Below are 26,806 nucleotides of genomic sequence, written 5' to 3'. Positions count from 1 at the left end.
ATGGTCGTCCACATCCGGGGCAAACGCACGACCATCGGAACGGACGCCGCCGCACTTGCGAAACGTCTGCATGTCGGACAGTTCGACAAGGCGGGCGAGCCCTGTTTCGGTCAGCTCGAACGGGTCGTCGCCAACCTGCTTCGACGCTGGCCCGACGCGAGCCGAGACGAGATCGCCGCAGCATGGCTCCACGATCTTATCGAGGACTGTGCGATTACCGCCCAGGATCTGCATGAGATCGGAGCCTCGCAGGAGAGCTGCCGGATCGTCGCCGCTGTGACGCGGCCTGCCGGCTCCGACTACCTCGCTTGGATCGGCGCGCTGGCGCGAAGCGGCGACCGCTCCGCCCTCCGGGGGAAACTGGCGGACAATGAAGACAACCGGGCTCCAGAGCGCGTGGCGGCGCTTGCGGACGGACAACACCGCCTCGCCACGCGCTATGAGCCCGCGCGTCGCCTGCTCGAATCCGGGCTGGGCGTGCCCGCCGTCGATGGCTACAGCTTCACCGACCGCAGCCGCAGCGCGTTGCTGATGACGCTGACCGAGGACAGCGCCATGGCCAGCGCCGCCACCATGGGCGAGAGCAGCAGGCCGAAGACGGGGTAGAGTACGCCCGCCGCGATCGGCACGCCGGCGCCATTGTAGAGGAAGGCGAAGAACAGGTTCTGGCGGATGTTGCGCATGGTCGCCTGCGACAAATGCCGGGCGGTGACGATGCCGGCGAGGTCGCCATGCAGCAGCGTCACCCCGGCGCTCTCAATGGCGACATCGGTGCCCGAGCCCATGGCGATGCCGACATCGGCCGCCGCCAGCGCGGGCGCGTCGTTCACCCCGTCGCCGGCCATGGCGACGACGCGGCCTTGCGCCTTCAGCCTTTCCACCACCGCCGCCTTGTCCTCCGGCGCGACCTCGGCTTCGACCTCGGTGATGCCGAGCCGACGGGCCACCGCCTGCGCCGTTACGCGGTTGTCGCCGGTGAGCATGACGACGCGGATGCTTTCCTTGGCGAGGGCGGCGAGCGCGGCCGGCGTCGTCGCCTTGACCGGATCGGCGATGGCGAGCGCCGCCGCAAGCTTGCCGTTGACACCCAGCAGCACGACGCTGGCGCCCTCGCCGCGCAATTCGTCCGCACGCGCGGCAAGCGGGGCGGCGTCGATACCCAGTTCGCCGAGGAACGCCGCGCTGCCGATAACGACGCGCTTGCCCTCGACGAGGCCATAGGCGCCCTTGCCGACGGGGGAATCGAAGCCACGCACCTTGGGGATGGGGAGACCGCGCGCCTCTGCCGCCGCCACAATGGCATGGGCGAGCGGGTGCTCGGACGGGCGCTCCACGGCGGCGGCAAGGCGCAGCGCCTCGGCCTCCTCGAAGCCTTCCTGCGTCACGATGGCGGTAACGGAGGGCTTGCCCTCGGTCAGCGTGCCTGTCTTGTCGACCACCAGCGTGTCGACCTTCTCCATCCGCTCCAGCGCCTCGGCATCGCGGACGAGCAGGCCCATCTGGGCGCCGCGCCCGACGCCAACCATGATCGACATCGGCGTGGCGAGGCCGAGCGCGCAGGGGCAGGCGATGATGAGCACCGCCACGGCGGCGATGAGCGCGTGGCTGAAGCGTGGCTCCGGCCCGAACAGCGCCCAGGCGGCGAAGGCGAGCAGGGCGCAGGCCACAACCAGCGGCACGAACCAGCCGGCGACCTGATCGGCGAGGCGCTGGATCGGCGCGCGCGAACGCTGCGCCTGCGCCACCATCTGCACGATGCGGGCGAGCAGCGTGTCGCGCCCCACCTTCTGCGCCGTGATGACGAGGCCGCCGGAACGGTTGAGCGTGCCGCCGATGACGGCATCGCCCTCGCTTTTGCTCACCGGCAGGGATTCGCCTGTAACCAGCGATTCATCGAGCGCCGAGCGACCTTCCACCACCGTGCCGTCGACCGGCACTTTCTCGCCCGGCCGCACCCGCAGCCGGTCGCCGACCACGATGTCCGCGAGCGGCACTTCCTCCTCGCTGCCATCGTCGTTGATCCGGCGAGCGGTCTTCGGCGCGAGATCGAGCAGCGCCTTGATGGCGCCGGAGGTCTGCTCGCGGGCGCGCAGCTCCAGCACCTGGCCGAGCAGCACCAGCACGGTGATGACGGCGGCGGATTCGAAATAGACCGGCACCGCCCCATCCGCACCGCGGAAGGCGGGCGGGAACAGGCCCGGCGCCAGCACAGCGACGAGGCTGTAGAGATAGGCGACGCCGGTGCCGAGCGCGATCAGCGTGAACATGTTGAAATGCCGCGTCACCACGGACTGCGCGCCGCGCACGAAGAACGGCCACCCCGCCCACAGCACGACCGGCGTCGCCAGCGCGAGCTGGATCCAGGCCGAGGTGGCGGGCGGCACCAGGTGATGCAGCGCCGGAATGAGATGCGCGCCCATCTCCAGCGCGAAGACCGGCACGGTGAGCGCGAGACCGATCCAGAACCGGCGGGTCATGTCGATCAGTTCATGGTTCGGGCCGTCGTCGAGGCTGACCAGCATCGGCTCCAGCGCCATGCCGCAAATCGGGCAGCTGCCGGGGCCGACCTGCACGATCTCCGGGTGCATCGGGCAGGTATATTCCGTGCCCTCCGGCACCGGCTCGGCCGGAGCCTTGTCGCCGAGGTATTTTTCCGGGTTGGCGATGAATTTGGAGCGGCAGCCCGGCGCGCAGAAATAATAGGTGATGCCGTTGTGCTCCGCCTTCAGCGTCGCCGTGTGTGGGTCGACATCCATGCCGCAGACCGGGTCCTTGGCCATGTGCGAGGCGGGGGCGTGTGCGTGATCGTGCGGATGGGCGGGCGCGCCGGCATGGTGATGATGGGCGTGATCGTGTGCGGCATGCCCGCCGCAGCAGCCACCGCCCTTGGCAAGCGCGTGACCCGCTGGCTCGCCGTCGCCCGCCCGCCCGTGATTGCTCGCTGCCATGGCACCCTCCTATACCCCCATGAGGTATCTACCCCTTGCGATATATACCCCATGAGGGTATATGGCAAGGATGCAGAACGATACCCGCACCGCCTGCCTGAGACGCCTGAGCCGCATTGAGGGCCAGGTGCGCGGCCTCTCCCGCATGCTGGAGGAAGACCGCTACTGCATCGACATCGTCACCCAGGTGGCGGCAGTGCGCGCGGCGCTGAAGAAGGTGGAGGAGGAGGTGCTACGCGACCATGTCGCCCATTGCGTCGCCCACGCCATCCAGTCCGGCGACGCCGACGCCCAGCGCACCAAGGTGGACGAGCTGATCGAGGTGCTCGGCAAGCTCCGGTGAGGGGGCGATGCCGCCTCAGTGCCGCTGAAGCGCGAGGTGCGTGCCGAGCCCCACCAGCACCGCCCCGCCGGCCCGGCGCATCATACGCTGCGCCCGGCCCGAACGGCGCAGCCGCTCCACCAGCGCCCCCGCCACAAAAACACAGCCAAGATCGGTGGAGGTGAACATGATGTTCACCAGAGTGCCGAGCACGAGGAACTGCGCCCAGACCGGCAGGCTCGCCGCTGGATCGATGAACTGCGGCAGCAGCGCCACGAAAAACAGCGCCGTCTTCGGGTTCAGCACTTCGACGGCCACGCTCTCCACGAAGGCGCGGCGGGAGGATTTGCGCTCGAACACCGGAAGCGAGGCCTCCTCGCCTTTCGCCTTCGCGCGGAACATGCCGATGCCGAGCCAGATCAGATAGGCCGCGCCCGCGAACTTCACCGCCATGTAGAGCAGCGGCACGGCGTGGAAGAGAACGGAGAGGCCCGCCGCCGCGGCGATGACGTGGGCATAGCAGCCCAGATGCAGCCCCAGCACGGCCATCAGGCCGGAGAGCCGGCCGCGCGCCAGCGTCTGCGCCGCCGTATAGAGCATGGCGGGGCCGGGAATGCACGCAAACAGGCCAGCCGTGGCAAGGAAGGCCAGAAAGAGGTCCGTGCGCGGCATGGCGGTTTCCGGAAACAGCACTGGCGAGAGACGCGACGCTAGCACATACGCGCGCCGCGCTCCCTACCCCCCGTAAAGCCCCTTATACTGCTCGCGCAGCAGGTTCTTCTGCACCTTGCCCATGGTGTTGCGCGGCAGGTCGTCGAGGAAGATGACGCGCTTGGGCAGCTTGTAGCGCGCCAGCCGCCCTTCCAGCGCCTCAAGCACCGCCTGCTCGTCCAAGGCCGCGTCGGGGCGGGCGATCACCACCGCCGTCACGCCCTCACCGAAATCGGGATGGGGAATGCCGATCACCGCGCTCTCGATCACGCCTTCCAGCGCGTCGATCTCGGTCTCGATCTCCTTGGGGTAAACATTGTAGCCACCCGTGATGACGAGGTCCTTGCCGCGCCCGACGATCTGCACATAGCCGTCCGGCCCGACGAGGCCGAGATCGCCGGTGACGAACCAGCCGTCGTGGAACTCCGCTGCCGTCTTCTCCGGCATGCGCCAATAGCCCTTGAAGATATTGGGGCCGCGCAGCTCGATCATGCCGATCTCGCCCGTGCCGAGCACTTCCCCGTTCTCCGGCGCCACCACGCGCAGTTCCACGCCGGGCAGCGGGAAGCCGACCGTGCCGGCGATACGCTCGCCCTCATAGGGGTTGGAGGTGTTCATGCCGGTCTCGGTCATGCCGTAGCGTTCGAGAATGGCGTGGCCGGTGCGGGCGCGCCATTCCCGGTGCGTCTCCGCCAGCAGCGGCGCCGAGCCGGAGATGAACAGCCGCATACCGGCCGCGGCCTCGGGCGTGAGCTCGGGGGATTTCAGCAGCCGGACATAGAAGGTCGGCACGCCCATCAGCACGCTCGCCCGGCCCATGAGCGACAGGATGCGCGCCGGATCGAACTTCGGCAGGAAGATCATCGACGATCCCGCCGCCAGCGTCACATTGATGGCGACGAACAGACCGTGGGTGTGGAAGATCGGCAAGGCGTGGATCAGCACGTCGTCGGACGTGAAATGCCAGGCCTCGACCAGCGCCTGCGCATTGGAGGCGAGGTTCTCATGGGTGAGCATCGCCCCCTTGGAGCGGCCGGTGGTGCCTGAGGTGTAGAGCAGCGCGGCGAGGTCGTCCGGCCCGCGCGGCACATCGGTGAAGCTGGAACGGCAAGCCTCGGCGGCCTCGCGCAGCGTGCCCTGCCCGTTCGCATCCATTGTGACCACCTGCGCCACGCCGCGGGCGCGGGCGATGGGCGCCAGAACCGCTTCCGCCGCGGGATCGCAGATGAAGATCGCCGGTTCGGCATCGCCGAGGAAATAGTCGACCTCGGGCGGCGTATAGGCGGTGTTCAGCGGCAGGAACACGCCGCCGGCCCGCACCGTGGCGAGATAGACGAACACCGCCTCCAGGCTCTTTTCTGCCTGCAGCGCCACCCGGTCGCCGGGCGCAAGACCCATCGCCAGCAGCGCATTCGCGTAGTGCGCCGTGCGCCGCTCAAGCTCGGCATAGGTGAGGACGGCCCCGTCCGCCGTTTCGGCGAAGGGGCGGGCGGGGTCGGTGCCGCCGGTGCGCAGGCGGTCGATCAGATGATTGGTCATGAGCGGGGCATCACGGGCAGGAGGTCACGGCGGCGAGCGAAGCCTCTCCCACGGCAGCGAGCGGGGCGGCGGAGGCAGCGGCGGGGCGAGCAGACGCGGGCGCCGCCGCACCGGCGGCAGCGAGACGCGGGCAGGTGGCGCTGAGGCCGAGCGAGGCGACATAGGAAGCGCGGATCGTCGTGTTGGCGAAGCGCGCATTGGCGATGTACTCGCGCAGCGTCGCCGCCACCTGCTCGCGCGAGGGCTTGTCCATCGTCGGCCACTGGCTTTTCGGCACGCTGCCGAACAGGGCGATGGCGTCCCAGCCCTGCGGGCGGTTGATGGAGGCGACGGTGGAGGGCGTGTCGAGATTCTTGTAGGTCCAGAAGCTCCAGCCGAGGCCGAAGCGCTCATTCAGCGTGCGGAATTTCTGGTTCCAGTCGTCGTTCAGTTCGCCGGTCTCGCCGATGAAGATCGGCACCTGCCAGCGATTGGCGAAGTTGACATATTTCTGGATCGAGCTGCGCTGCGGGCCAGCCCAGAACATGTGGTAGGTGTAGCCGAGATTGTCGGCGAAAGGCTTGCCGAACACGTCGAAATTCGTGCTCCACTGCGCGCCCGCCAGCATGATCGGGTGGTTGGGATCGACGGCGCGGATCGTCTCCACCAGCTCGCGATAGAACGGCTCCAGCCGCGAATTGAGGAAATCCGTGTCGTGATAGGGGGTGATCGGCTCGTTGAGCAGATCGTATCCCAGCACCGCCGTCTCGTCCTTGTAGCGCTCGGCGATGGCCCGCCACATCGTCAGCGTGCGGCGCTTGTATTCCGGCACATAGAAGGTGAGCGGGTAGCCCACCCCGTCATCATGGTTCACGCCGGTCTGTCCGCCGGGGGCGGCGTGGATGTCGAGTATGAGCTTGATATTGTGCGCCTTGGCCCAGCCGACCAGCCGGTCGATGCGGCCCCAACCCTCGCCGTTCGGGTCGACCTTGTCGGGATTGGCGGGGTCGAGGAAGAACTTCCAGTGCAGCGGCACCCGGATGGTGGTGAAGCCGGAGGCGGCGAGGAAGGCGACATCCTCTTCCTGGATATAGGCCTCGCGGAACTCCTTCCAGAAGCGCGCGGCCTCTTCCGGGCCGGCGAGGTACTCGATCACGTCCTCGATATCCTGCGGCGAGCGCTGGACCGTGAACTTGAACATATAGCCTTCCGGCAGCAGCCAGTTGCCGAAGCTCATGCCCTTGATATTGAAGGTCGATCCGTCCGGATTGACGAAGCGCGTGCCTTCCGCCCGGATGAAGCCGGGCGCGGCGGCGGGCACCCCCCCCGGCGTCGCCGGGGCGACGACGGTCGCGGAACCGGCCGGCGCGGCCGGCGTGTCGGTCAGCGCCAGAGCGGGGGCGGCGGCGAGAAGGAGGGCGGTGGCGAGGGGGAGAGCGCAGCGGATCATGGACGGCAACCTAGTAAAGCCCGCGCGCCCCGGCAATGGTCCGCGCAGGCGCTTGAGCCCGATCAATCGTGCCCGCCCCACCGGTCGCTAGACTGGCCGGCAGGAGGGACGCGGCATGAACCGACGGCAAATGCTGGTGGCCGGTGGCGTGGCAGCGGCGGCCGGGTGGCTCGGCTGGCGCCAGGCGGTTGGCAGCGCCGCCGCTTACGAGGCCTATAGCCGCGAGTTGCGGGGGCCGCTCGCCGATGATCCGCCCTTCGCCGAGCTGATCCGCAGCGCGACGCTGGCGATGAGCGGGCACAACACCCAGCCCTGGCGCTTCCGGCTCGGGCCGGGGGCGATCGAGCTACTGCCGGATCTCACCCGGGCGACGCCGGTGGTCGACCCCGACGATCATCATCTTTTCGTCAGCCTCGGCTGCGCGGCCGAGACGCTCGCCCTCGCCGGCGCCGCCGCCGGGCGGCCGGGCGCGATCGAGACGGCGCCGGACGGCCGGCTGCGCTACCGCTTCACGACCGCGCCGCCGCGCCCCGATCCGCTCGCCGCCGCCATCGGCCAGCGCCAGAGCACGCGCGGGCTCTATGACGGCCGGCCGGTGCCCGCCGAGACGCTGGACGCGCTGGCGCGCGCGGCGGCGCAGCAGGGTGTCCGCTGCGTGCTACTGACCGCGCGCGCCCGGCTCGACGCGCTGCGCGACCTCACCATCGCCGGGAACGAAGCGCAGATGCGCGACCCCGCCTTTCTCGCCGAATTGAAGCAGTGGCTGCGCTTCAACCCCGCCAGCGCCATGCGCCACGGCGACGGGCTCTATGCGCCGGCCAATGGCAGCCCACCATTGCCGGACGGGCTCGGATCCTACGCCTTCGACCTGTTCGTCACCCCCGCTTCCGAAAACGACAAATATGCGCGGCAGATCGATTCCTCGCCCGGCATCGCGGTATTCTTCGCCGAACAGGCCGACCCGGCGGGCTGGACCGCCGTCGGCCGCGCCTGCCAGCGCTTTGCCCTCGCCGCCACCGCGCAGGGGCTGAAGCTCGCCTGCCTCAACCCGGCGGTGGAGGTCGCGGCGCTGCGCCCGGGACTCGCCGCACTCGCCGGCGAGACGGGGCTGCGGCCGGACATGGTGATGCGCTTCGGCTATGGGCCGACCCTGCCCTTCGCGCCCCGCCGGCCGGTGGCTGCGGTGCTTGCTTAGGTGCGGGGAAGGAGTGGGAGCGGCCGGCGGTAGCCGGGCGCGGCGGCCACATTGCCGCCATCGCCCTTTCCGCCACGGTGACAGCGCGCGCGCGGCAGGCTAAGCGTGAGGCTCCCGCCTCCCGCCCCGGCAGACCCTTACCTCCATGTCCTATCTTCTCTACGCCGCCATCCTGCTTGTCGTCGTGGCCCTGTTCGCGCTGGTGACGGCGCGCGGGCGCGTCCATCCCTTCCTCGCGCTGGTGCTCGCCGCCTTCGCCTTCAACCAGGGCGTCGGCTGGTCATTGAGCTTCGTGGTGAAATCCTTCTCCGTCGGCTTCGGCCAGACGCTGGCGGCGCTCGGCATCATCGTGGTGACGGGGGCGCTGATGGCGGAGATCGCCGACGGGTCAGGCGCCACGGCACGGCTGCAGCAGATGGCGCGCGGCTGGCGCACGCGCTCCGGTCCGCTCGCTGTGCTCGGGCTGATCGGCGGCATGGCCTCGACCCCGGCGGCGGCGTTCGCGGTGCTGAACCCACTGCGGCGCGGCATTGGCGGCGACAGCCCGCGCTCGGCGCTCACCCTGGGCCTCGCCCTTTCCGCCGGCCATGGCCTGCTGATCCCGGCCCCCACCGTGCTGGCGAGCCTCACCATATTGCGCGCCGACTGGGGGCTGGCCATCGCGGTCGGCCTGCCTTTGGCGCTGATCGCCGTCGGCTTTGGGGCACTGTGGGCGAAGGGCTGCGCCAGCGGCGCGCCGAACCCGCTCGACACCACCGCCGGCATCGAGGGCGCGACGATGCATGCGCCGCAGCGCGGGGCGCTGGCGCTGCTCATCGTCAGCCTCGTTCTGGTGGCTATGCTGATCGTGCAGGCGCTGGGCGACATCGCCTCCGAACCCTTCGGCGGCGGCAATGACCGCCACTTCATTCTCGCCCTCGGCAGCCCGGCGCTGCTGCTGGTGACCGGCATCGGCCTGCTGCTGCTGCTGAGCTGGAGCTGGGAAAAGGGCGGCCTGTCGGAGGCCGGCTGGGCCGGGCGGGCGGTGACGAAAGTCGCGCCGCTGCTGCTCATCCTCGGCGCCGCCGGCGGCCTCGCCAAGGTGGCGCAGGATGTCGGCATGGCGGAGATGACGGCGGAATATCTCATCCCCCTCGCCCCCACCTCTGGCGCGCTGGTGCTGGTGCTGCCCTTCGCGCTCGCCGCCACCATCAAGATTCTGCAGGGTTCCTCGCTGGTCGCCGCCATCACCAGCGCCGGCATGATGATGGAACTCGCCGCGCCGCTCGGCCTCGGCGACCCGATGGGGCGCGCTCTCGCCGCGCTCGCGGTGAGCGCCGGCGCCATGACCGTGCCGCAGATCAATGACGGATTGTTCTGGCTGGTGACGCGGGCCGGGCGCTTCACCCCGCCGGCGGCGCTGGCGCGGTTCTCCGCCGGCGCCCTGCTGCAGGGCGGGCTGATCCTCGCCGGGCTCATCGCCATCCGGCTGGTCACCGCCTGAGGAACCGCCCGTTCAAGGAACTGCCTGTTCGAGGAATCCGCGCCGATGCTCCGACGCCGTGACCTGCTGCTCTCCGCCCTTGCCGCCGCCAGCCTGCCGGCCCTGCCTTTGTCCAACCGAGCGCAAGCCGCTGCCGCCGTGCCGCTGCCGCCCTCCGGCACGCCGCGCCTGCCGGCGGATTTCGTCTGGGGCGCCTCCACCTCCGCCTACCAGATCGAGGGCGCAGTGGCGGAAGGCGGGCGCAAGCCTTCCATCTGGGATGTATTTTCCCACACGCCCGGCCGCATCGCCGACGGCACGACGGGCGATGTCGCCTGCGACCACTACAACCGCTACGCTGACGACGTGGCGCTGATGGGCGATCTCGGCTTCAAGGCCTATCGCTTCTCCCTCGCCTGGCCGCGGGTGATGCCCGACGGCACCGGCCCCGTGAACGCGGCGGGGCTCGATTTCTACGATCGGCTGGTGGACCGCCTGCTGGCCCAGGGCATACAGCCCATGGCCTGTCTCTATCACTGGGACCTGCCGCAGGCGCTGCAGGAACGCGGCGGCTGGCACAATCGCGACATGGCAAACTGGTTCGCCGACTATGCACGCGTCGCCGTGCAGCGGCTCGGCGACCGGGTGAAGCCGTGGGCGATGCTGAACGAGCCGTCGGTGCATGCCATTTTCGGCCATGGCTTCGGCAATCACGCGCCGGGCCTCACCGGCTGGGACAGCTATGTGAAGGCGCAGCACCACCAGAATCTCGCGCAGGGCACCGGCATCGCCGCCGTGAAGGGGCTGCACCCCGACCTCAAGCTCGGCACGGTGCTGTCGCTGCAGCCGATCTATCCGGCCTCATCGGAGCCTGCCGACATCGCGGCGGCCGCGCGCTTCGACGCCTGCTGGAACACGATCAATCTCGACCCGCTGTTCCATGGCCGCTACCCTGCCCTCTTCACTGAGGCCTTCGCGCCGCTGGTCCAGCCCGGCGATATGGAGACGATCCGCGCCCCGCTCGATTTCCTCGGCGTGAACTATTACGGCCCGTCCTACATCAAGCACGACGCCAACGCCTTTCTCGGCCAGGCAAGCTGGGGCGCGCTGCCGCCGGACACGCCGCAGACGCTGCTCGGCTGGCCGATCAGCGCGCAGGGCATGGTGGAGGTGCTGGCCCGGCTGCGCGACACCTATGGCAACCCGCCGGTCTTCATCACCGAGAATGGTGCCTGCTACGAGGACCCCGCGCCGGTGGACGGGGTGGTGGCCGACCCGGAGCGGACGGAATATCTGCGCGCCCATCTCGTCGCCGCCGGCGAGGCGATCGCGCAGGGCTGCGCGCTGAAGGGTTACTATGTCTGGTCGCTGCTCGATAATTTCGAATGGGCGGAAGGCGAGCGCCGGCGCTTCGGCGTGGTGCGGGTGGATTTCGCCACCCAGCAGCGCACGCCCAAGCAGTCCGCGCGCTATCTCGCCAGCCTGATGAAAGCGCAGGGCGGTGCCGTGGCGCCCTGAGGTATCCTGTTAACAGGCCGACATGCGCCCGACACATATGTCGGTCATTTGACGGTAGGTGCCCCACGGCCCTTTCTATGTGATACCTAACCGCATTGCCGGCTCGCGGGCCGACGCACGAGACAGAGCACAGACGCATGCAGACAGACGATCCCGCCGTCGCCGAAATCGTCGCCTTCATCTCCGGCGAGGTCGGTGTCGATGCGAGCCTGCTCACGCCGGACACGCCGGTGGCGGAGCTGGGCATCTCCTCGCTCGACCTGATCGAGACCATCTTCAAGCTGGAAAGCCGTTTCGGCATCGAGATTCCCAATGACGGCCCGCTGAGCGGCAGCGAGGTCACGGTCGGCACGCTGGTCGATCATGTCGCCGAATTGCTGGCGGCGCAGAAGGCGAAGACCGCCTGATGGCCGCACGCGTCGCCGTCACCGGCCTCGGTTCACTTTCCGCGCTGGGCAATGATGTCGCCGCCCATCTCGCCGGTCTGCGCGCCGGTACGGTGGGCATCGGCCCGACACAGGGCCTCGACGTTTCCGCGATGAAGACGAAGATTTCCGCCGAAGTGCGTGGCTTCGTGCCGGAAGAGCATTTCGAGCCGCGCCAGCTTGGCCTTGTCGACCGCACCTCGCAATTCGCCGTGGTCGCCGCCCGGCAGGCGCTGGCCGATGCCGGCCCGGCCTTCGAAGGTGTGGCGCGCCACCGCGTCGGCGCCATCTTCGCCGCCTCGGTCGGCTTCCATGCCGTCGATGACAGCTACCGTAAGCTCTATGCCGAGGGCGCGCCGCGCCCGCACCCCTTCACCGTGCCCCGCGCCATGCCGAGCGGGCAGGTGAGCCATGTGACCATGGATCTCGGCATTCACGGCCCGGCTTTTTCCATCGCCTCGGCCTGCTCCTCCGCCGCCCATTCCATCGGCACCGCTTTCCACATGGTGCGTTCCGGCATGCTGGATGTGGCGCTGGCGGGCGGGGGCGAATCGCAGATCACCTACGGCATGCTGAAGAGCTGGGAGGCGCTGCGCGTGCTCTCGCCAGAGGCCTGCCGCCCCTTCTCCAAGGACCGTTCCGGCCTCGTCATCGGCGAGGGGGCCGGCGCCGTGGTGCTGGAGAATCTGGACCGGGCGCGCGCGCGCGGCGCCACCATCCATGCCGAGATCGTCGGCTTCGGCATGAGCGCGGACGGCATGGACATCACCGCCCCCGATATGGAAAGTGCGGCCGCCTCGATGCGCTTCGCGCTGGAGGATGCCGGGCTGGCGCCGGAAGCGATCGGCTATGTCAGCGCCCATGGCACCGCCACGGCGCTGAACGACAAGACCGAGGCCGGCGCGCTGCGGCTGGTGTTCGGCGATCACCTCGCCAGGCTGCCGGTGTCGTCGTCCAAGTCGCAATACGGCCACACCATGAACGCCTCAGGTGCGCTGGATTTCGTCACCACCGTGCTCGCCTTGCGCGAGGGCTTCCTGCCGCCGACCATGGGCTTTCGCGAGGCCGACCCCGATTGCGACCTCGACTGCGTGCCCAACGCGGCGCGGGCGGCGGCGATCGAGGCCGCGCTCTCCTCGTCCTTCGCCTTTGGCGGGCTCAACGCCGTGCTGGCGGTGAAGCGGTTCGACGCTTAGACCTGCGGCATCCGTCGAGGTCCGGCTGACGCCGGGCACCTCGGGATGACGGCGCATGCCTGATTCCCATCGTCAGGCTGACGTGCCCGGGCAAAGCCGGGCCTTGAAGCACGCGCCCCTCACCCCTCTACCGCGAATTCCCCGGCCAAACTCTCTCCCACCAGCGCCGCCACCGCGCCGCGCTGCGCGGCGAGGCGGGCGCGGCAGAAGGCGGCGGTCTCGCGCGGCAGGCGCCCCAATTCCTGCCGGCGGGCGATGAGGGTGAGGTGGCGCGTCAGCCCCGGGCCGGGGAGCTTGTGGCAAGCGAAGCCGTCGAGCTTCAGCCCAGCCTCCACCAGGCAGAGCGGCGTGGTCACGGCGAAGCCCGCCCCTTCCAGCACCGCGCTGGTGACGCCATAGGGCGTGTCGAATTCCAGCGGACGCGGCAGATCGAGCCGCAGCCGGCGCAGATGCCGCTCCACCTCCATGCCGGTTTTGGAACGGGCGGAGAAGCGCACCAGCGGCAGGGCGCGGGCGAGGTCTTCCAGCGCTTCCACCGTCGTCGGGGCAGGCGCCGCCGCCGGCAGCAGCAGCACATAGGGCTCGGTGAGCAGCGGCCAGCGCTCCAGCCCCTCGATCTCGTCCAGCGCGTCGGCGCCGACGAGCAGGTCGAGCTGGCGGGTCAGCAGCGCCCCGGCATGCGAGGCGGTGAGGCCCGACAGCAGCGACACCTGCTCCGCCTTCTCCCCCAGCGCGCGGGCGAGCGGGGCCATCAGCACCCGCGCCAGCGAATCCACCAGGCCGGCGCGCAGCAGCGGCAGGCGGGCATGCTCGGCCTCGCGCAGCAGCGGCGCGATCTGTCGTGCTTCGGAAACCAGGGCGCTCGCCCGCTGGCGCAACGCCCCGCCGGCGGCGGTGAGGCCGAGGGGGCGGGCGGTACGGTCGAACAGGCCGATGCCGATGCGACGCTCAAGGTCCGCCACCGCCTGCGAGATCGCCGGCTGGGTCAACCCGAGCCGCCGGGCCGCCTGCGCCATGGTGCCGGCGTCGCAGACGGCGAGGAAGATTTCCAGCGCCCGCAGGTCGAAGGGCAACGTGTCGGCGGGGGGCATGGGGCGGTCTTTCGTGTCGCGCCGTCATCGGGTCTATATATAACTAAAACTTATATTATCACCAGATCAGGGTTGATCTATAGGTTTTGACGGTGTCCGGCAGCCAATGCCACGCGAGCCCCGAACGAGCCCCGCCCATGCGCTATTCCGTGTTTTCCCTGCTCGCCAATGCCCTGAACGGCCAGAAGGGCTGGGTGCCGGCCTGGCGCGAGGCGGCGCCGAAGCCCGCTTATGACGTCATCATTGTCGGTGGCGGCGGGCATGGGCTGGCGACCGCCTATTACCTCGCCAAGGTGCACGGCATCCGCAATGTGGCGGTGCTGGAAAAGGGCGTCATCGGCTCCGGCAATGCCGGGCGCAACACCACCATCATCCGCTCCAACTACCTGCTGCCCGGCAACGAGCCGTTCTACGAATGGTCGATGAAGCTGTGGGAAGGGCTGGAGCAGGAGCTGAACTACAACGCGATGGTGAGCCAGCGCGGCATCCTCAACCTGTTCCACTCCGACGCCCAGCGCGACGCCTATGCCAGGCGCGGCAATGCCATGCGCCTCGCCGGCGTGGATTCCGCGCTGCTGGACAAGGCGCAGGTGCGTGCCATGTACCCGTTCCTGGATTTCGACAATGCGCGCTTTCCCATTCAGGGTGGGCTGCTGCAGGCCCGCGCCGGCACTGCCCGCCACGACGCGGTGGTGTGGGGCTATGCCCGCGCGGCCGACCGGCTCGGCGTCGACATCGTGCAGAATTGCGAGGTGACCGGCTTCATCCGCGAGGGCGACGCCATTGTCGGGGTCGAGACCACGCGCGGGCCGGTGCGGGCGGGCAAAGTCGGGGTAGCGGTGGCGGGCTCGTCCTCGCGCGTCGCCGCCATGGCCGGGCTGCGCCTGCCGATCGAGAGCCATGTGCTGCAGGCCTTCGTCTCCGAGGGGCTGAAGCCGCTGGTCGACGGCGTCATCACCTTCGGCGCCGGGCATTTCTACATCTCGCAGTCCGACAAGGGCGGCCTCGTCTTCGGCGGCGATATTGACGGCTACAATTCCTACGCCCAGCGCGGCAACCTCCCCGTGATCGAGGATGTGTGCGAGGGCGGCATGGCCTTGATGCCGCGCATCGGAAGACTGCGGCTGCTGCGCCACTGGGGCGGCATCATGGATATGTCGATGGACGGCTCGCCGATCATCGACCGCACGCCGGTGCCGGGGCTCTATCTCAATGCCGGCTGGTGCTATGGCGGCTTCAAGGCGACGCCAGCCTCCGGCTGGTGCTTCGCCCATCTGCTGGCGAAGGGAGCGCCGCACGAGACCGCCGGCGCCTTCCGGCTCGACCGTTTCCGCACCGGCCATCTCATCGACGAGAAGGGAGTCGGCGCGCAGCCGAACCTGCATTAATGCTCCCTCCTCGCGCCCTCCCCCTGACCCCACCCCTCTCCCCCACGGAGAGAGGAAGCCGGCCGCCCTTCACCTCTCCCCGACGGGGAGAGGTCGGATCGCCCAGCGATCCGGGTGAGGGGCTTCCTCCCGAAGGTGCCACCTGATGCGTATCCCCTGCCCCTATTGCGGCGAACGCGACGCCCATGAATTCGCCACTCTCGGCGACGCCACCCTGACGCGCCCTGACCCGGCGGCGGCGGACGCCGACGCGCAGTTCCATGACTATGTCTATCTGCGCGACAACCCGGCCGGGGCACATGAGGAGTGGTGGTACCACGCCAATGGCTGCCGCCAGTGGCTGCGCGTGGCGCGCGACACCCGCACCCACGCCATCTCAGGCGCCGTTGCCGCGCGTGCGACTGAACAGGCCTCGGGAGAGCCGGCATGAGCGCGCCGAACCGTAACCGGCTTACCAGCGGCGGCCTGATCGATCGGGCGAAGTCTCTCGGCTTCAGCTTCGACGGCACCTCCTATCAGGGCTATGAAGGCGACACGCTGGCCTCGGCGCTGCTGGCCAATGGCGTGCGGCTGGTGGGCCGCTCGTTCAAATATCACCGCCCGCGCGGCATCGTCGCAGCCGGGGCGGAGGAGCCGAACGCGCTGGTGGAACTGCGCTCCGGCGCGCGGCGCGAGCCCAACACCCGCGCCACCGTCACCGAGCTCTATGACGGGCTGGTGGCCTCCAGCCAGAACCGCTGGCCCTCGCTCGCCTTCGATGCGCTGAGCCTCAACCGCTTCCTGTCGCCGTTTCTCGGCGCCGGCTTCTACTACAAGACCTTCATGTGGCCTGCCGCCTTCTGGGAGAAGCTCTATGAGCCGATCATCCGCCGCGCGGCGGGGCTCGGGCGGGCGGCGGAGGAAGCGGACCCGGACCATTATGAGAAGGCGACCGCCTTCTGCGACCTCTTGGTGATCGGCGCCGGCCCGGCCGGGCTGATGGCCGCACTTACCGCGGCGCGCTCCGGCGCGCGGGTGATCCTCGCCGACGAGGATTTCCTGCCCGGCGGCGGGCTCAATGCCGAGGCGGGCGATATCGACCGCCGGCCCGCGCCGGCCTTCGCCGCCCATGTCGTGGCGGAACTGACCAGCCTGCCCAATGTGCGGGTGATGCGCCGCACCACGGTGTTCGGCGTCTATGACAGCGGCACCTATGGCGCGCTGGAGCGGGTGAGCGACCATCTGCCCGAACCCCTGCCCTTCCAGCCACGCCAGCGCTTGTGGCGGCTTATCGCGCGGCGCGCCGTGCTGGCGGCGGGCGCCACCGAGCGACCCATCGTGTTCGGCGGCAATGACCGGCCGGGGGTGATGCTGGCGGGCGCGGTCGGCACCTATGTGCAGCGCCACGCCGTGCTGCCGGGGCAGAAGATCGCGCTGTTCGCCAATAATGACGGCGCCTGGCGGGAGATGCTGGCCGCCCAGGCCGCTGGTGCGCCGGTGGAGACCATCATCGACGTGCGCGCCGAGGTGGCGCCGGCCCTGGTCGCGGCGGCGCGTGCCGAGGGCCTCCGCGTGCTGACCGGCGCGCAGGTGATCGCCACGGCCGGCAAGACACTCACCGGACTCACCGTCGCCACGCCCTCGGGCACCGAGCGGATCGCCGCCGACACGCTGGCGGTATCGGGCGGCTGGTCGCCCGCCGTGCATCTCACGTGCCACCATGGCGGCAAGCCGATGTGGGACGCGGGTCTCGCCGCCTTCGTGCCGGGCACCTGCCCGCCGGGGCTCTCCGTGGCCGGGGCGGCGCGTGGGATTTTCGGCCTCGGCGCGTGCCTCAAGGACGGCGCGGCCATGGGGGCGGAAGCGGCTGAGGCGCTCGGCTTCACCGTGCCGGCGCCCGACGTGCCCGAAGTGGCGGATGCCGCCTTCGCCCTCACCCCATTCTGGCATGTCGAGGGCTCGAAGGGCCCGGCCTTTGTCGATTTGCAGAACGACGTCACCGCCAAGGATGTCGGGATCGCCCATAAAGAGGGCTTCCGCTCGGTCGAACTGCTCAAGCGCTACACCACGCTCGGGATGGCGACCGATCAGGGGCGGACCTCCAACGTCACCGGCCTCGCCATCATGGCCAGCCTCACCGGCGCCTCGATCCCCGAGACCGGCACGACGATCTTCCGCCCGCCCTACACGCCGGTGTCGCTCGGCGCGCTGGCCGGGCATCATAGGGGGAAGGATTTCCGCCCGGTCCGCCTCACCCCGACGCATGAATGGGCGCGCGCGCAGGGCGCGGTGTTCATCGAAACCGGGGCGTGGCTGCGCGCGCAGTATTTCCCGCGTAAGGGCGAAAAAGACTGGCTGGAGACCGTCTCGCGCGAGGTGACGGCCGTGCGCGCCTCCGTGGGGCTGATCGACGTCTCGACTTTCGGCAAGATCGATTTGCAGGGGGCGGATGTCGGCGCCTTCCTCGACCGCGTCTACATCAACGGCTTCGCCGGGCTCGCGGTAGGCAAGGCGCGCTATGGGGTCATGCTGCGCGAGGACGGCATGGTGATGGATGACGGCACCACCGCGCGCCTGTCGCCTGAGCATTACGTGATGACCACCACCACGGCCAATGCGGCCAAGGTGTTCCAGCATCTCGAATTCTGCCTGCAGGTGCTGTGGCCGGAACTCGACGTGGCGCTGTCCTCCGTCTCCGAGCAATGGGCGCAGATCGCCCTCGCCGGCCCGCGTGCCCGCGACGTGCTGGCCCGGGTGGCCGATGGCGACGTGTCCAACGCGGCGCTGCCCTTCATGGGCGCGATCGAGTGCACGGTCATGGGCGGGGTCAAGGCGCGGCTGTTCCGCCTCTCCTTCTCCGGCGAGCTCGGCTATGAGATCGCGGTGCCGGCCCGCCATGGCGCGGCGCTGGCGGCGGCGCTGATGCAGGCGGGCGAAGAGTTCGGCATCACGCCCTATGGCATCGAGGCGCTGGGGGTGATGCGGATCGAGAAGGGCCATGTCTCCGGCAACGAGCTTTCCGGCCAGACCACGGCGGGCGATCTCGGCTTCGGCCGCATGGCCTCGACCAAGAAGGACTATATCGGCCGCGTGATGGCCGCCCGGCCGGGCCTGACCGACCCGGAGCGCCCGTGCTTCGTCGGCTTCAGGCCGGTGGACCGCTCGCGCCGGCTGCGGGCCGGGGCGCACTTCCTCAAGCTCGGCGCGGCGCCCACCCTGGCGAACGACCAGGGCTACATGACCTCGGTCGCCTATTCCCCGCATCTGCGCCACTGGATCGGCCTCGGCCTGATCAAGCGCGGGCCGGAGCGGCTCGGCGAGCGCGTGCGCGCCTATGATCCGGTGCGCGGCGAGGAAATCGAAGTCGAAATCTGCGCGCCCGGCTTCATCGACCCGGAAGGAGTGCGTCTCCGTGGCTGACCATTCGTCTCACGATCCCCTCGCGGGCATCCCGTTCGACCGCGTGCCACCCTCCGGCCGCTATGGCGCGGCGGGCGAGCCCGGCGTCACCGTCTCCACCACGGACACGCCGTTCATCGCCCTTGTCGTCGCCCGCAACGGCTTTGCCGCCAGCGTCGCCGCCCGGCTGGGGCGGGCCTTCGGGGTGGAGGTGGCCGACCGGGCCGGCGCGGCGATCAGCGCCGCCTCCACCGTGGTCGGCACCGGGCCGGGGCGCTTTCTCGTGCTGTCGACCATAGAGCCGGACCTTGAAGGCACGCTGCGCGCGCTGCTGGGGGCCGAGGCGGCGGTGAGCGAACAGAGCGACGCCTCCGTCGCTTTCAATCTCACGGGCGAGAAGGTGCCTGATCTCCTCGCCAAGGGCGCGCTGATCGACCTCGACCCCCGCGTGTTTCTGCCCGGGCACGCCGCCACCACGGTGATCGCCCATATCGGCGTGACGCTGTGGCGGGTGCATGAGAGCGGCTGGCGCCTCCTCGTGGCGCGCAGCTTTGAAGCCAGTTTCACCCGCTTCCTCGTCGCCAGCGGCGCGGAATTCGGCCTCGCTCTGGAGAATGGGACGGCGGGACGAGGTTGACGGCGGCGCAGAGCGCGCTTCCCCCCTCGCCCCTTCTCCCCTAGAAGCCTGTCGGCGCGCGCATCACCGACGCCGCGACCGGCGTTTCGACGAGACCTGACATGACCGACACCCGCGACCCCTATGTGCTCACCCTGTCCTGCCCCGACCGGCCCGGCATCGTCGCCAGCGTCGCCGGCTTCCTGTTCGAGCAGGGCGGCAACATCCTCGAAGCCCAGCAATTCGACGACACGGAAAGCGGCCGCTTCTTCATGCGGGTGATGTTCGACCGCCCCGCCGGCGCCGGCCCGCTGGAGGCGCTGAAGAGCGATTTCGAAGCGGTGGCGGGCAAATTCGCGCTCGACTGGCGCCTGCGCCCGCGTGGCCGCAAGCCGAAGGTGATGCTATTGGTCTCGAAATTCGACCATTGCCTCGCCGACCTGCTCTATCGCTGGCGCATCGGCGAAATTCCCATGGACATCGTCGCCATCGCCGCCAATTACCCGCGCGAGACCTATGCACATCTCGATTTCGCGGACATTCCCTTCCACTATCTGCCCATCACCAAATCGACCAAGATGGAGCAGGAAGCCCAGCTGTGGGAGCTGTTCCAGTCGAGCGGCGCCGAAGTGGCGGTGCTGGCGCGCTACATGCAGGTTCTGTCGGATGGGCTATCGGCCAAGCTGTCGGGCCGCTGCATCAACATCCACCACTCCTTCCTGCCTGGCTTCAAGGGCGCCAAGCCCTATCACCAGGCGCATGCGCGCGGGGTGAAGCTGATCGGCGCCACGGCGCACTATGTCACCTCCGATCTCGACGAAGGCCCGATCATCGAGCAGGATGTCGAGCGCATCAGCCATCAGGACTCGGCCGAGGACCTCGTGCGCAAGGGCCGCGACATCGAGCGCCGCGTGCTCGCCCGCGCGCTGGCCTGGCATCTCGACGGCCGCGTGCTGGTGAACGGGCACAAGACGGTCGTGTTCCGCGACTGAGGAGGCTTTCATGATCGAGACCCGGCTGATCGACGGCAAGGCCTTTGCCGAGACGATGCGCGCCCGGCTGAAGGGCGAGGTCGCCGCCTTCATCAAGGAGACCGGCGTGACTCCGGGCCTCGCCGTCGTGCTGGTGGGCGAGGACCCCGCCAGCGCGGTCTATGTCCGCAACAAGGGCAAGCAGACGCTGGAGGCCGGCATGGCCTCGATCGAACACAAGCTGCCGGCGGAGGCCACGCAGGACGAGGTGCTGGCGCTGGTGCGGGCGCTCAACGCCGACCCTGCCGTGCACGGCATTCTCGTGCAGCTGCCCTTGCCCGGGCATATCGATGCGCAGGCGGTGCTCGCCACCATCGACCCGGCGAAGGATGTCGACGGCTTCCATGTGGTGAATGCCGGCCGGCTGGCGGTGGGGCTTGATGCGCTGGTGCCCTGCACCCCGCTCGGCTGCGTGATGCTCTTGAAGGACACGCTCGGCAGCCTCGCCGGGCTGGAAGCGGTGGTGGTCGGGCGCTCCAACATCGTCGGCAAGCCGCTCGCCCAGCTGCTGCTGCGGGAGGACTGCACCGTCACCCTCGCCCATTCGCGCACCCGCGACCTGCCCGCCGTGTGCCGGCGCGCCGATATCCTCATCGGCGCGGTGGGCCGGCCGGAGATGATCCGCGGCGACTGGATCAAGCCGGGCGCGACGGTGATCGATGTCGGCATCAACCGCATCACTGGCGCGGATGGCAAGGGGCGGCTGGTGGGCGATGTGGCCTTCGAGGAAGCGCAGGGCATCGCCGGGGCCATCACCCCGGTGCCGGGCGGCGTCGGGCCGATGACCATCGCCTGCCTGCTGGCCAACACCCTCACCGCCGCGCGCCGCCAGCTCACCTGACGCGGCGGCCGCGAAGGCTCAGATCGCCTGCGGGAAGCTGAACAGATTGCCGGGGTCGACCGCCGCCTTGATGGCGGCAAGGCGCGGCAGGTTGGCGCCGTAATAGCGGGCGCGCCACTCGGCGAGCGAAGCGTCGGGGAAATTGACGAAGGCCCCGTGCCCGCCGGCATGGTCGACCGCGCGGTAGAGTGCGTCCTGCCAGTCCTTGGCGGCACGCACGATCTCCGGACGCACCGTGTCGTCCTCGCTCCAGCTCACCCCCACCACGGAAAGCCAGCGGCTGGCGCGATGCACGAAGGCGCTCGCCGCCGGCGCGGTCTCGTTGATGCGCCCGCCAGTCTGGAAGAAGAACAGGTCGCCATGCGCGCCGGTGCCGGGCCAGCGCACGAGATGATCGAACGCCCGGTCGAGAAACGCATCGGTTGGGGCGGTGTCGAGAAAGGCCGAGCGCTCGCGGTACCAGGCCGGGGCGCCGGGCTCCATCAAGAAAGCCTGCGCGTCCCAATAGGGCAGTTCGCGGATGTCGGCCAGTTCAGGCACGGCGACGGCCATCACCGGCTGCAGCAGCTTTTCCAGCCCCTGCCTGTCACCGGCGAACTGGCCGAGCAATGTGATCGACACCTGCCGCCCGCCGGCATGAAGTTTAGGCGTCACGCCGGCGAGGCTGATGCGGGTGCCGAGCGTCACCGGCGCGTCGTCGAGCGCGGCGAACAGCGCGCCGGCCACTTTCCGCGTGTTCTGGCGCCAGACGATGCGGAAGGCGGTGATCTGGCGGTCGGCCGGCATGGTGTCGAAGGTGAAGGAGGTGCTCACCCCGAAATTGCCGCCGCCCCCGCCCCTTATCGCCCAGAACAGGTCCGGCTCCTCGCTGGCGGAGAGGGTGCGCACCCGTCCATCGGCGGTGACGATCTCGGAGGCAATGAGGCTGTCCGAGGCGAGGCCGAGCCGGCGCATGTTGAAGCCGATGCCGCCGCCGAGCACGAAGCCGGCGACACCGACGGTGGGGCAGCGGCCATGCGTCATCATCCGCCCGGACTGGCGCAGCGCGTCGTAGATCGGCTGGTTGATCGCACCGGCGCCGACCTTGGCCCGCCCCGTGGCAGGGTCATAGGCGATGGTGTTCATCGCCGCCATGTCGATGAGCAGGCCATGGGTGGTGGAAAAGCCGGCATAGGAATGGCCGCCGCCGCGCAGGGCGAAGGGCACTTCATAGTCCTGGCACCAGCTCAGCACGTTGCCGATCATCTCGGGCGTGCGGCAGCGCACGATGCCTTCCGGCCGGACATGGCGGAAGCGCAGATTGTTGGGCAGCGCCTCGGCGGCGAAGCCGGCATCGGAGGGGCGCAGCAGCGCGCCATCGGTAATGCGGGCCAGTGCCTGCCAGCGATCCACCAGCGGGCCCGGGGGCGTGACCGTTGCGGGAGCAGGCGCTGGGGCCGGGGTCGACGCTTCCTGCGCCCGCAGCGGCGCGAAGCCAGCCAGCGCGGCGCTCGCCGCCGTGCCGAGGAGAAGACTGCGGCGGTTAAGCCGTGGCGCTGCGTTCATCTGGTGGCCCCCCGTGACGCGGATACGGACCTCCGCAAAGCGGCCCCCACGCCTTTTCCCCATGCGTCCCATATTGGTGGCGACTTGTGAAGGGGATAGCAATAAATCTCAGGGTTGCATAAAATCAATTTTTGATTGCACCACTCCCCTCCGCGGGCACCGGCGGCGGGGCTCACACCCGGGTCATGCGGTTCCAAGCATCCAGGCCGGCGATCTTGTAGGCCTCCGCAAGGGTGGGATAGTTGAACGTATTCTCGATGAAGTAGTCGATCGTGCCCTTGAGGTTGAGCACCGCCTGGCCGATATGGATCAGCTCGGTGGCGCCCTCGCCGACAATGTGGACGCCCAGCAGGCGGCGGGTCTTCACCGAGAAGATCATCTTCATCATCCCGCTGTTCAACCCCATAATGTGGCCGCGCGACGTCTCCCGGAAGCGGGCAATGCCGCATTCATAGGGTATCTCCCGCTTGCGCACCTCCTCCTCGCTCATGCCGACGGTGGACATCTCAGGCACGGAATAGATGCCATAGGGGAAGAATTCCGGCGGGGGCGGGGGCTCCAGCCCGAAGGCGTGGCAGGCGGCGACGCGGCCCTGCTCCATTGAGGTGGAAGCGAGGCTGGGGAAGCCGATGACATCCCCCGCTGCATAGATATGCGGCACGGCGGTCTGCAGTGTCTTCGGCTCGACGGTGATGCGCCCGCGATGATCGACGCTAAGGCCGGCGGCTTCCAGATTCAGCCGGTCGGTGGCGCCGACGCGACCGGCAGCGAAGAGCAGCATGTCGGACTGTACGGTGCGCCCGTCCGCCAGCTTGCACACCGGCCGCTCGCGCGCATCCAGCGTGATGGAGCTGACGGCGGCGCCGAGGCGCAGCCCGACATTGCGGTCGCGCAGTTCGTGGGTGAATTCCTCGATCAGTTCCTTGTCGATGAAGTCGAGAAAGGTGGCGCGCGGCTCGATCAGCGTCACCGACACGTCGAGCGCGCTGAAGATCGAGGCATATTCCACGCCTATGACGCCGGCGCCGATGACCGCGAGGCTGCGCGGCAGCCGCGGCAGGTCGACGATCTCGTCGCTGTCGAACACGCTCATGCCGTTGAAAGGCACATAGTCCGGCCGGAATGGGCGGGTGCCGACCGCGATCAGCACATGCGCGCCGGTGACGGTGTCGACCTCCCCGCCCTCGGCGGTGATCTCGATGGTGTGTGGGTCGACAAAACGCGCCTCGCCGCGCGCGGTCTTCACCGCGTTGCGCGCGAACTGGTGTTCCAGAACCTCAACCTCATGGTCCAGCGTCTTGTGCAGCCGCGCCATCAGGTCGCCGGCGCCGATATCCTGCTTCACCCGGTAGGAGCGGCCATAGAAGCCGCGCTCGCGCCAGCCGGAGAGGTTGAGCACGGTTTCGCGCAGCGTCTTGGAGGGTATCGTGCCGGTGTGGACCGACACGCCACCGACGCGGCGCCCCTTTTCCACCACCAGCACCGACTTGCCGATCTTGGCGGACTGGACGGCGGCGCGGCGGCCGGAGGGGCCGCTGCCAATGACAATCATGTCGAAATCGTACATGGCGCGACGAACCGTCCTGTGGCAACGAGGTAGGGGCTCGCCCTTCGATGCACGATGAATGCCAAGGCTCCATGACAGTGCCGGGCGGGCACATTGCCGAGTGATCTTGCCCGGCGAGCCTGTCGGGGGGCTTGCTTTTGCCGGCAAACCGCGTCCCATCGCCCAAGGGAAATGAAGGGGGAAGCTCGCGTGACGGATGGACGGCGCAAGGCGCGCGCAACGATGGCCGAGGTGCCGGCGGAGGAACTGACCACCGGTTCGGGCGCCCCGGTGGCGCGCGAGCGCACGCTGGAACAGGCGCTCGGCCATCAGGTGCGGGCGATCCGCAGGGATCTCGACCTCACCGTCTCCGATGTCGCCAGCGCCGCCGGCATCTCGGTCGGCATGCTCTCGAAGATCGAGAACGGGCTGATCTCGCCCTCGCTGGCGACGCTGCAAGCCATTTCCACCGTGCTGAACGTGCCGATCTCCACCCTGTTCACCAGCTTCGAGGAAAAGCGCGACTGCTCCTTCGTGCCGGCCGGCGGCGGAGTGCGGATCGAGCGGCGCGGCACCAAGGTGGGGCACGAATATGAACTGCTCGGCCACGCGCTCGGCGGCGAGGTGGGGGTCGAACCCTATCTGATCACGCTGAGCGAGGAGGCGGTGCCCTATACCGGCTTCCGCCATGCCGGGGTGGAGTTCATCCACATGCTCTCCGGCGAGGTGATCTACCGCCATGGCGACCGCACCTATCACCTCAAGCCCGGCGACTCGCTGCTGTTCGACAGCGCCGCCACCCATGGGCCGGAGGAACTGCTGGTGCGGCCGATGCGCTACCTCTCCATCATCATGTACCCGCGTGAGAGCGAACGCTGAGGCCGGAACGGAACACCGCGATATTTTCCTCAGAAGAAAATTATATTCACACAGATTGACGCCCGCCCGCGCCGCTCCTACAAGAGGAGGCACGGCCTCATGGCCCTTGCCCTTCCCTTGCCTGCAGGAGTTCTCAAGCCATGTGCGGCATTGTCGGCCTGTTCCTGAAGCAGCCGAAGCTGGAGCCGGAGCTCGGCGCCCTGCTTTCGCAGATGCTCGACATCATGTGCGACCGTGGGCCGGATTCCGCCGGCTTCGCGGTCTATGGCGGCGGCACGCCCGGTTTCGTGAAACTGACGCTGCGCGGGCCCGCCGGCACCGATTTCGCCGCGCTCGGCGAGGCGATCGGCCATCCCATTCGTCCCCGCGACACCCATGGCGTGCTGAGCGTGCCGGTGGAGGAGGAAGCGAGCGTCCGCGCCGCGCTCGCCCGCCTCGCGCCTGAGCTGCGCGTGGTCGGCGCCGGCACCCGCATGGAGCTTTACAAGGAGGTCGGCCTGCCTGCCGATGTCGCCAAGCGCTTCAAGCTGGAGGAGATGAGCGGCACCCACGCTATCGGCCACACACGTATGGCGACCGAGAGCGCCGTGACCACGGATGGCGCCCACCCCTTCTCCACCGGGCCGGACCAGTGCCTGGTGCATAATGGCTCGCTGTCCAACCATGCCGGCGTGCGCCGGCTGCTCGCCCGCGAGGGGCTGCCGGTGACGACGGAGAACGACAGCGAGGTCGCCGCCGCCTATCTCACCTACCGCATGCGCGGCGGCGATACGCTGGGCGAGGCGCTGGAGCACTCGCTGGGCGACCTTGACGGCTTCTACACCTTCGTCGTCGGCACGGAGAGCGGCTTCGGCGTGCTGCGCGACCCGATCGCCTGCAAGCCGGCCGTCATGGCCGAAACCGATGATTACGTCGCCTTCGCCTCCGAATACCGCGCGCTCGCCGGCCTGCCGGGCATCGAGACCGCGCGGGTGTTCGAGCCGGAGCCGGCACGTGTCTATTTCTGGGATCGCGCCGCATGAACCTCTCGCTGAAGCCTGCCACCGCCGAGGGCGAAACCCTCGTCGACCTCGCCACCACCCCGCTGCGCGAGCTGAACGGCGCGCTGCACAAGCTGGCGCCCGACACCAACCAGACGCTGTGGAAGATCGCCCATCCCGCCGGCCGCCACGCCATCGCCGCCGGGCTCGACGTGCCGGTCACCATCGAGATCGACGGGCCGGTCGGCTATTACTGCGCCGGCATGAACAAGCAGGCGCGCGTCATCGTCCATGGCAATGCCGGTGTCGGCGTCGCCGAGAACATGATGAGCGGCTTCGTTCATGTGAAGGGCGACGCCAGCCAGGCCGCCGGCGCCACCGCCCATGGCGGGCTGCTCATCATCGACGGCAACGCCTCCGCCCGCTGCGGCATCTCGATGAAGGGCATCGACATCGTGGTGAAGGGCTCGGTCGGCCATATGAGCGCTTTCATGGCGCAGGCCGGCACCCTCACCGTGCTGGGCGATGCCGGCGAGGCGCTGGGCGACAGCCTGTATGAGGCCAAGCTGTTCGTGCGCGGCTCCGTCTCCTCGCTCGGTGCCGACTGCATCGAGAAGGAGATGCGTGAGGAGCACAAGGCCCTGCTGGCCGAGAAGCTGAAAGCGGCCGGCATTCTCGGTGAGGTCGATATCGCGGAGTTCCGCCGCTACGGCTCGGCCCGCACGCTCTACCATTTCCACGTCGACAACGTGTCGAGCTACTGAGG

Annotated in this window: 23 protein-coding genes; 16 read left to right on the top strand and 7 right to left on the bottom strand. The window is 69.1% G+C overall.

Features of this window, described 5'->3' with window-relative positions:
• The gene (locus J2S75_RS08745) at positions 1 to 606 is read left to right on the top strand and encodes a metal-dependent phosphohydrolase (protein ID WP_307019443.1); all 606 of its coding nucleotides are present in this window, start codon (positions 1 to 3) and stop codon (positions 604 to 606) included.
• Here J2S75_RS08745 and J2S75_RS08740 read toward each other — a convergent pair.
• Positions 495 to 2,948 (bottom strand): heavy metal translocating P-type ATPase, encoded by a 2,454-nt coding sequence (locus J2S75_RS08740; protein ID WP_370874104.1) that lies wholly within the window; start codon positions 2,946 to 2,948, stop codon positions 495 to 497. The two genes, J2S75_RS08745 and J2S75_RS08740, sit on opposite strands and share 112 nt — an antisense overlap.
• Positions 2,949 to 3,018: 70 nt before the next feature.
• Between J2S75_RS08740 and J2S75_RS08735 the strand changes: the two genes are divergently transcribed.
• On the top strand, positions 3,019 to 3,291 hold the full coding sequence (locus J2S75_RS08735; RefSeq protein WP_307019442.1) for a metal-sensitive transcriptional regulator: 273 nt from the start codon (positions 3,019 to 3,021) through the stop codon (positions 3,289 to 3,291).
• Positions 3,292 to 3,306: 15 nt separating this feature from the next.
• On the opposite strand, the gene J2S75_RS08730 is transcribed toward J2S75_RS08735, so the two are convergent.
• The 3 genes from J2S75_RS08730 to J2S75_RS08720 form a co-directional block, all read right to left on the bottom strand.
• Positions 3,307 to 3,942: a LysE family translocator gene (locus tag J2S75_RS08730; protein ID WP_307019441.1), complete on the bottom strand. Its 636-nt coding sequence runs from the start codon at positions 3,940 to 3,942 to the stop codon at positions 3,307 to 3,309.
• A 63-nt stretch (positions 3,943 to 4,005) separates the two neighbouring features.
• Positions 4,006 to 5,520: a malonate--CoA ligase gene (locus tag J2S75_RS08725; protein WP_307019440.1), complete on the bottom strand. Its 1,515-nt coding sequence runs from the start codon at positions 5,518 to 5,520 to the stop codon at positions 4,006 to 4,008.
• Positions 5,521 to 5,530: 10 nt separating this feature from the next.
• Positions 5,531 to 6,949, bottom strand: coding sequence for a glycoside hydrolase family 5 protein (locus J2S75_RS08720; protein WP_307019439.1), 1,419 nt, complete (start codon positions 6,947 to 6,949; stop codon positions 5,531 to 5,533).
• Between the two features lie 115 nt (positions 6,950 to 7,064).
• On the opposite strand from J2S75_RS08720, the gene J2S75_RS08715 reads away from it, so the two are divergent.
• The 5 genes from J2S75_RS08715 (at position 7,065) to J2S75_RS08695 (ending at position 12,745) form a co-directional block, all read left to right on the top strand.
• Complete coding sequence (locus J2S75_RS08715; RefSeq protein ID WP_307019438.1) at positions 7,065 to 8,144, top strand: Acg family FMN-binding oxidoreductase; 1,080 nt, start codon at positions 7,065 to 7,067, stop codon at positions 8,142 to 8,144.
• A 145-nt stretch (positions 8,145 to 8,289) separates the two neighbouring features.
• A complete protein-coding gene (locus J2S75_RS08710) occupies positions 8,290 to 9,627 on the top strand; it encodes a GntP family permease (RefSeq protein ID WP_307019437.1) in 1,338 nt (445 codons plus the stop codon).
• Between the two features lie 45 nt (positions 9,628 to 9,672).
• Positions 9,673 to 11,124 (top strand): GH1 family beta-glucosidase, encoded by a 1,452-nt coding sequence (locus J2S75_RS08705; RefSeq protein ID WP_307019436.1) that lies wholly within the window; start codon positions 9,673 to 9,675, stop codon positions 11,122 to 11,124.
• Positions 11,125 to 11,261: 137 nt separating this feature from the next.
• Complete coding sequence (locus J2S75_RS08700) at positions 11,262 to 11,531, top strand: acyl carrier protein (protein ID WP_244378203.1); 270 nt, start codon at positions 11,262 to 11,264, stop codon at positions 11,529 to 11,531.
• Positions 11,531 to 12,745 (top strand): beta-ketoacyl-[acyl-carrier-protein] synthase family protein, encoded by a 1,215-nt coding sequence (locus J2S75_RS08695; protein WP_307019435.1) that lies wholly within the window; start codon positions 11,531 to 11,533, stop codon positions 12,743 to 12,745. Before J2S75_RS08700 ends, J2S75_RS08695 begins: the two co-directional genes overlap by 1 nt.
• Before the next feature lie 119 nt (positions 12,746 to 12,864).
• Here the strand turns inward: J2S75_RS08695 and J2S75_RS08690 are convergent, their stop codons facing one another.
• The gene (locus tag J2S75_RS08690) at positions 12,865 to 13,836 is read right to left on the bottom strand and encodes a LysR family transcriptional regulator (protein ID WP_307019434.1); all 972 of its coding nucleotides are present in this window, start codon (positions 13,834 to 13,836) and stop codon (positions 12,865 to 12,867) included.
• Between the two features lie 137 nt (positions 13,837 to 13,973).
• Between J2S75_RS08690 and J2S75_RS08685 the strand changes: the two genes are divergently transcribed.
• From J2S75_RS08685 to folD, 6 genes are all read left to right on the top strand, one after another.
• On the top strand, positions 13,974 to 15,224 hold the full coding sequence (locus J2S75_RS08685) for a sarcosine oxidase subunit beta family protein (RefSeq protein WP_307019433.1): 1,251 nt from the start codon (positions 13,974 to 13,976) through the stop codon (positions 15,222 to 15,224).
• A 145-nt stretch (positions 15,225 to 15,369) separates the two neighbouring features.
• On the top strand, positions 15,370 to 15,654 hold the full coding sequence (locus tag J2S75_RS08680; RefSeq protein ID WP_307019432.1) for a sarcosine oxidase subunit delta: 285 nt from the start codon (positions 15,370 to 15,372) through the stop codon (positions 15,652 to 15,654).
• Complete coding sequence (locus J2S75_RS08675) at positions 15,651 to 18,623, top strand: sarcosine oxidase subunit alpha family protein (RefSeq protein ID WP_307019431.1); 2,973 nt, start codon at positions 15,651 to 15,653, stop codon at positions 18,621 to 18,623. The genes J2S75_RS08680 and J2S75_RS08675 overlap by 4 nt, the downstream gene beginning before the upstream one ends.
• Positions 18,616 to 19,239, top strand: a complete 624-nt coding sequence (locus tag J2S75_RS08670; RefSeq protein ID WP_307019429.1) for a sarcosine oxidase subunit gamma — start codon at positions 18,616 to 18,618, stop codon at positions 19,237 to 19,239. The genes J2S75_RS08675 and J2S75_RS08670 overlap by 8 nt, the downstream gene beginning before the upstream one ends.
• Before the next feature lie 101 nt (positions 19,240 to 19,340).
• Positions 19,341 to 20,210, top strand: a complete 870-nt coding sequence (gene purU / locus J2S75_RS08665; protein WP_307019428.1) for a formyltetrahydrofolate deformylase — start codon at positions 19,341 to 19,343, stop codon at positions 20,208 to 20,210.
• A 10-nt stretch (positions 20,211 to 20,220) separates the two neighbouring features.
• Positions 20,221 to 21,090 carry a bifunctional methylenetetrahydrofolate dehydrogenase/methenyltetrahydrofolate cyclohydrolase FolD gene (gene folD, locus J2S75_RS08660; RefSeq protein WP_307019427.1) on the top strand — a complete coding sequence of 290 codons (870 nt, stop codon included), beginning with the start codon at positions 20,221 to 20,223 and terminating at the stop codon, positions 21,088 to 21,090.
• Between the two features lie 18 nt (positions 21,091 to 21,108).
• On the opposite strand, the gene J2S75_RS08655 is transcribed toward folD, so the two are convergent.
• Together J2S75_RS08655 and sthA are read right to left on the bottom strand one after the other, a co-directional pair.
• Positions 21,109 to 22,635 (bottom strand): FAD-binding oxidoreductase, encoded by a 1,527-nt coding sequence (locus J2S75_RS08655; RefSeq protein ID WP_307019426.1) that lies wholly within the window; start codon positions 22,633 to 22,635, stop codon positions 21,109 to 21,111.
• 172 nt (positions 22,636 to 22,807) lie between these two features.
• On the bottom strand, positions 22,808 to 24,202 hold the full coding sequence (sthA, locus tag J2S75_RS08650) for a Si-specific NAD(P)(+) transhydrogenase (RefSeq protein WP_307019425.1): 1,395 nt from the start codon (positions 24,200 to 24,202) through the stop codon (positions 22,808 to 22,810).
• Between the two features lie 171 nt (positions 24,203 to 24,373).
• On the opposite strand from sthA, the gene J2S75_RS08645 reads away from it, so the two are divergent.
• The 3 genes from J2S75_RS08645 (at position 24,374) to J2S75_RS08635 (ending at position 26,804) form a co-directional block, all read left to right on the top strand.
• A complete protein-coding gene (locus J2S75_RS08645) occupies positions 24,374 to 25,060 on the top strand; it encodes a helix-turn-helix domain-containing protein (RefSeq protein ID WP_370874103.1) in 687 nt (228 codons plus the stop codon).
• Between the two features lie 140 nt (positions 25,061 to 25,200).
• Positions 25,201 to 26,082, top strand: a complete 882-nt coding sequence (locus J2S75_RS08640) for a class II glutamine amidotransferase (protein ID WP_307019424.1) — start codon at positions 25,201 to 25,203, stop codon at positions 26,080 to 26,082.
• Positions 26,079 to 26,804 (top strand): GltB/FmdC/FwdC-like GXGXG domain-containing protein, encoded by a 726-nt coding sequence (locus J2S75_RS08635; RefSeq protein ID WP_307019422.1) that lies wholly within the window; start codon positions 26,079 to 26,081, stop codon positions 26,802 to 26,804. Before J2S75_RS08640 ends, J2S75_RS08635 begins: the two co-directional genes overlap by 4 nt.
• Positions 26,805 to 26,806 lie beyond the last annotated feature (2 nt).

Source organism: Ancylobacter polymorphus (assembly GCF_030813495.1).
GTDB classification, from domain to species: Bacteria; Pseudomonadota; Alphaproteobacteria; order Rhizobiales; family Xanthobacteraceae; genus Ancylobacter; species Ancylobacter polymorphus.
Note: the sequence above shows the minus strand (reverse complement) of the source record. Positions and strands in the feature narration are given on the sequence as shown.

Bases quoted from the DNA above. Each gene is read 5' to 3' on its own strand.
- J2S75_RS08675 (WP_307019431.1), top strand. From the start codon at position 15,651: ATGAGCGCGCCGAACCGTAACCGGCTTACCAGCGGCGGCCTGATCGAT.
- J2S75_RS08700 (WP_244378203.1), top strand. From the start codon at position 11,262: ATGCAGACAGACGATCCCGCCGTCGCCGAAATCGTCGCCTTCATCTCC.
- J2S75_RS08740 (WP_370874104.1), bottom strand. From the start codon at position 2,948: ATGGCAGCGAGCAATCACGGGCGGGCGGGCGACGGCGAGCCAGCGGGT.
- purU (WP_307019428.1), top strand. From the start codon at position 19,341: ATGACCGACACCCGCGACCCCTATGTGCTCACCCTGTCCTGCCCCGAC.
- J2S75_RS08655 (WP_307019426.1), bottom strand. From the start codon at position 22,635: ATGAACGCAGCGCCACGGCTTAACCGCCGCAGTCTTCTCCTCGGCACG.
- J2S75_RS08685 (WP_307019433.1), top strand. From the start codon at position 13,974: ATGCGCTATTCCGTGTTTTCCCTGCTCGCCAATGCCCTGAACGGCCAG.
- J2S75_RS08695 (WP_307019435.1), top strand. From the start codon at position 11,531: ATGGCCGCACGCGTCGCCGTCACCGGCCTCGGTTCACTTTCCGCGCTG.
- J2S75_RS08680 (WP_307019432.1), top strand. From the start codon at position 15,370: ATGCGTATCCCCTGCCCCTATTGCGGCGAACGCGACGCCCATGAATTC.
- J2S75_RS08725 (WP_307019440.1), bottom strand. From the start codon at position 5,520: ATGACCAATCATCTGATCGACCGCCTGCGCACCGGCGGCACCGACCCC.
- J2S75_RS08705 (WP_307019436.1), top strand. From the start codon at position 9,673: ATGCTCCGACGCCGTGACCTGCTGCTCTCCGCCCTTGCCGCCGCCAGC.
- J2S75_RS08640 (WP_307019424.1), top strand. From the start codon at position 25,201: ATGTGCGGCATTGTCGGCCTGTTCCTGAAGCAGCCGAAGCTGGAGCCG.
- J2S75_RS08635 (WP_307019422.1), top strand. From the start codon at position 26,079: ATGAACCTCTCGCTGAAGCCTGCCACCGCCGAGGGCGAAACCCTCGTC.
- J2S75_RS08710 (WP_307019437.1), top strand. From the start codon at position 8,290: ATGTCCTATCTTCTCTACGCCGCCATCCTGCTTGTCGTCGTGGCCCTG.
- J2S75_RS08690 (WP_307019434.1), bottom strand. From the start codon at position 13,836: ATGCCCCCCGCCGACACGTTGCCCTTCGACCTGCGGGCGCTGGAAATC.
- J2S75_RS08730 (WP_307019441.1), bottom strand. From the start codon at position 3,942: ATGCCGCGCACGGACCTCTTTCTGGCCTTCCTTGCCACGGCTGGCCTG.
- J2S75_RS08745 (WP_307019443.1), top strand. From the start codon at position 1: ATGGTCGTCCACATCCGGGGCAAACGCACGACCATCGGAACGGACGCC.
- sthA (WP_307019425.1), bottom strand. From the start codon at position 24,202: ATGTACGATTTCGACATGATTGTCATTGGCAGCGGCCCCTCCGGCCGC.
- folD (WP_307019427.1), top strand. From the start codon at position 20,221: ATGATCGAGACCCGGCTGATCGACGGCAAGGCCTTTGCCGAGACGATG.
- J2S75_RS08720 (WP_307019439.1), bottom strand. From the start codon at position 6,949: ATGATCCGCTGCGCTCTCCCCCTCGCCACCGCCCTCCTTCTCGCCGCC.
- J2S75_RS08715 (WP_307019438.1), top strand. From the start codon at position 7,065: ATGAACCGACGGCAAATGCTGGTGGCCGGTGGCGTGGCAGCGGCGGCC.
- J2S75_RS08735 (WP_307019442.1), top strand. From the start codon at position 3,019: ATGCAGAACGATACCCGCACCGCCTGCCTGAGACGCCTGAGCCGCATT.
- J2S75_RS08645 (WP_370874103.1), top strand. From the start codon at position 24,374: ATGAAGGGGGAAGCTCGCGTGACGGATGGACGGCGCAAGGCGCGCGCA.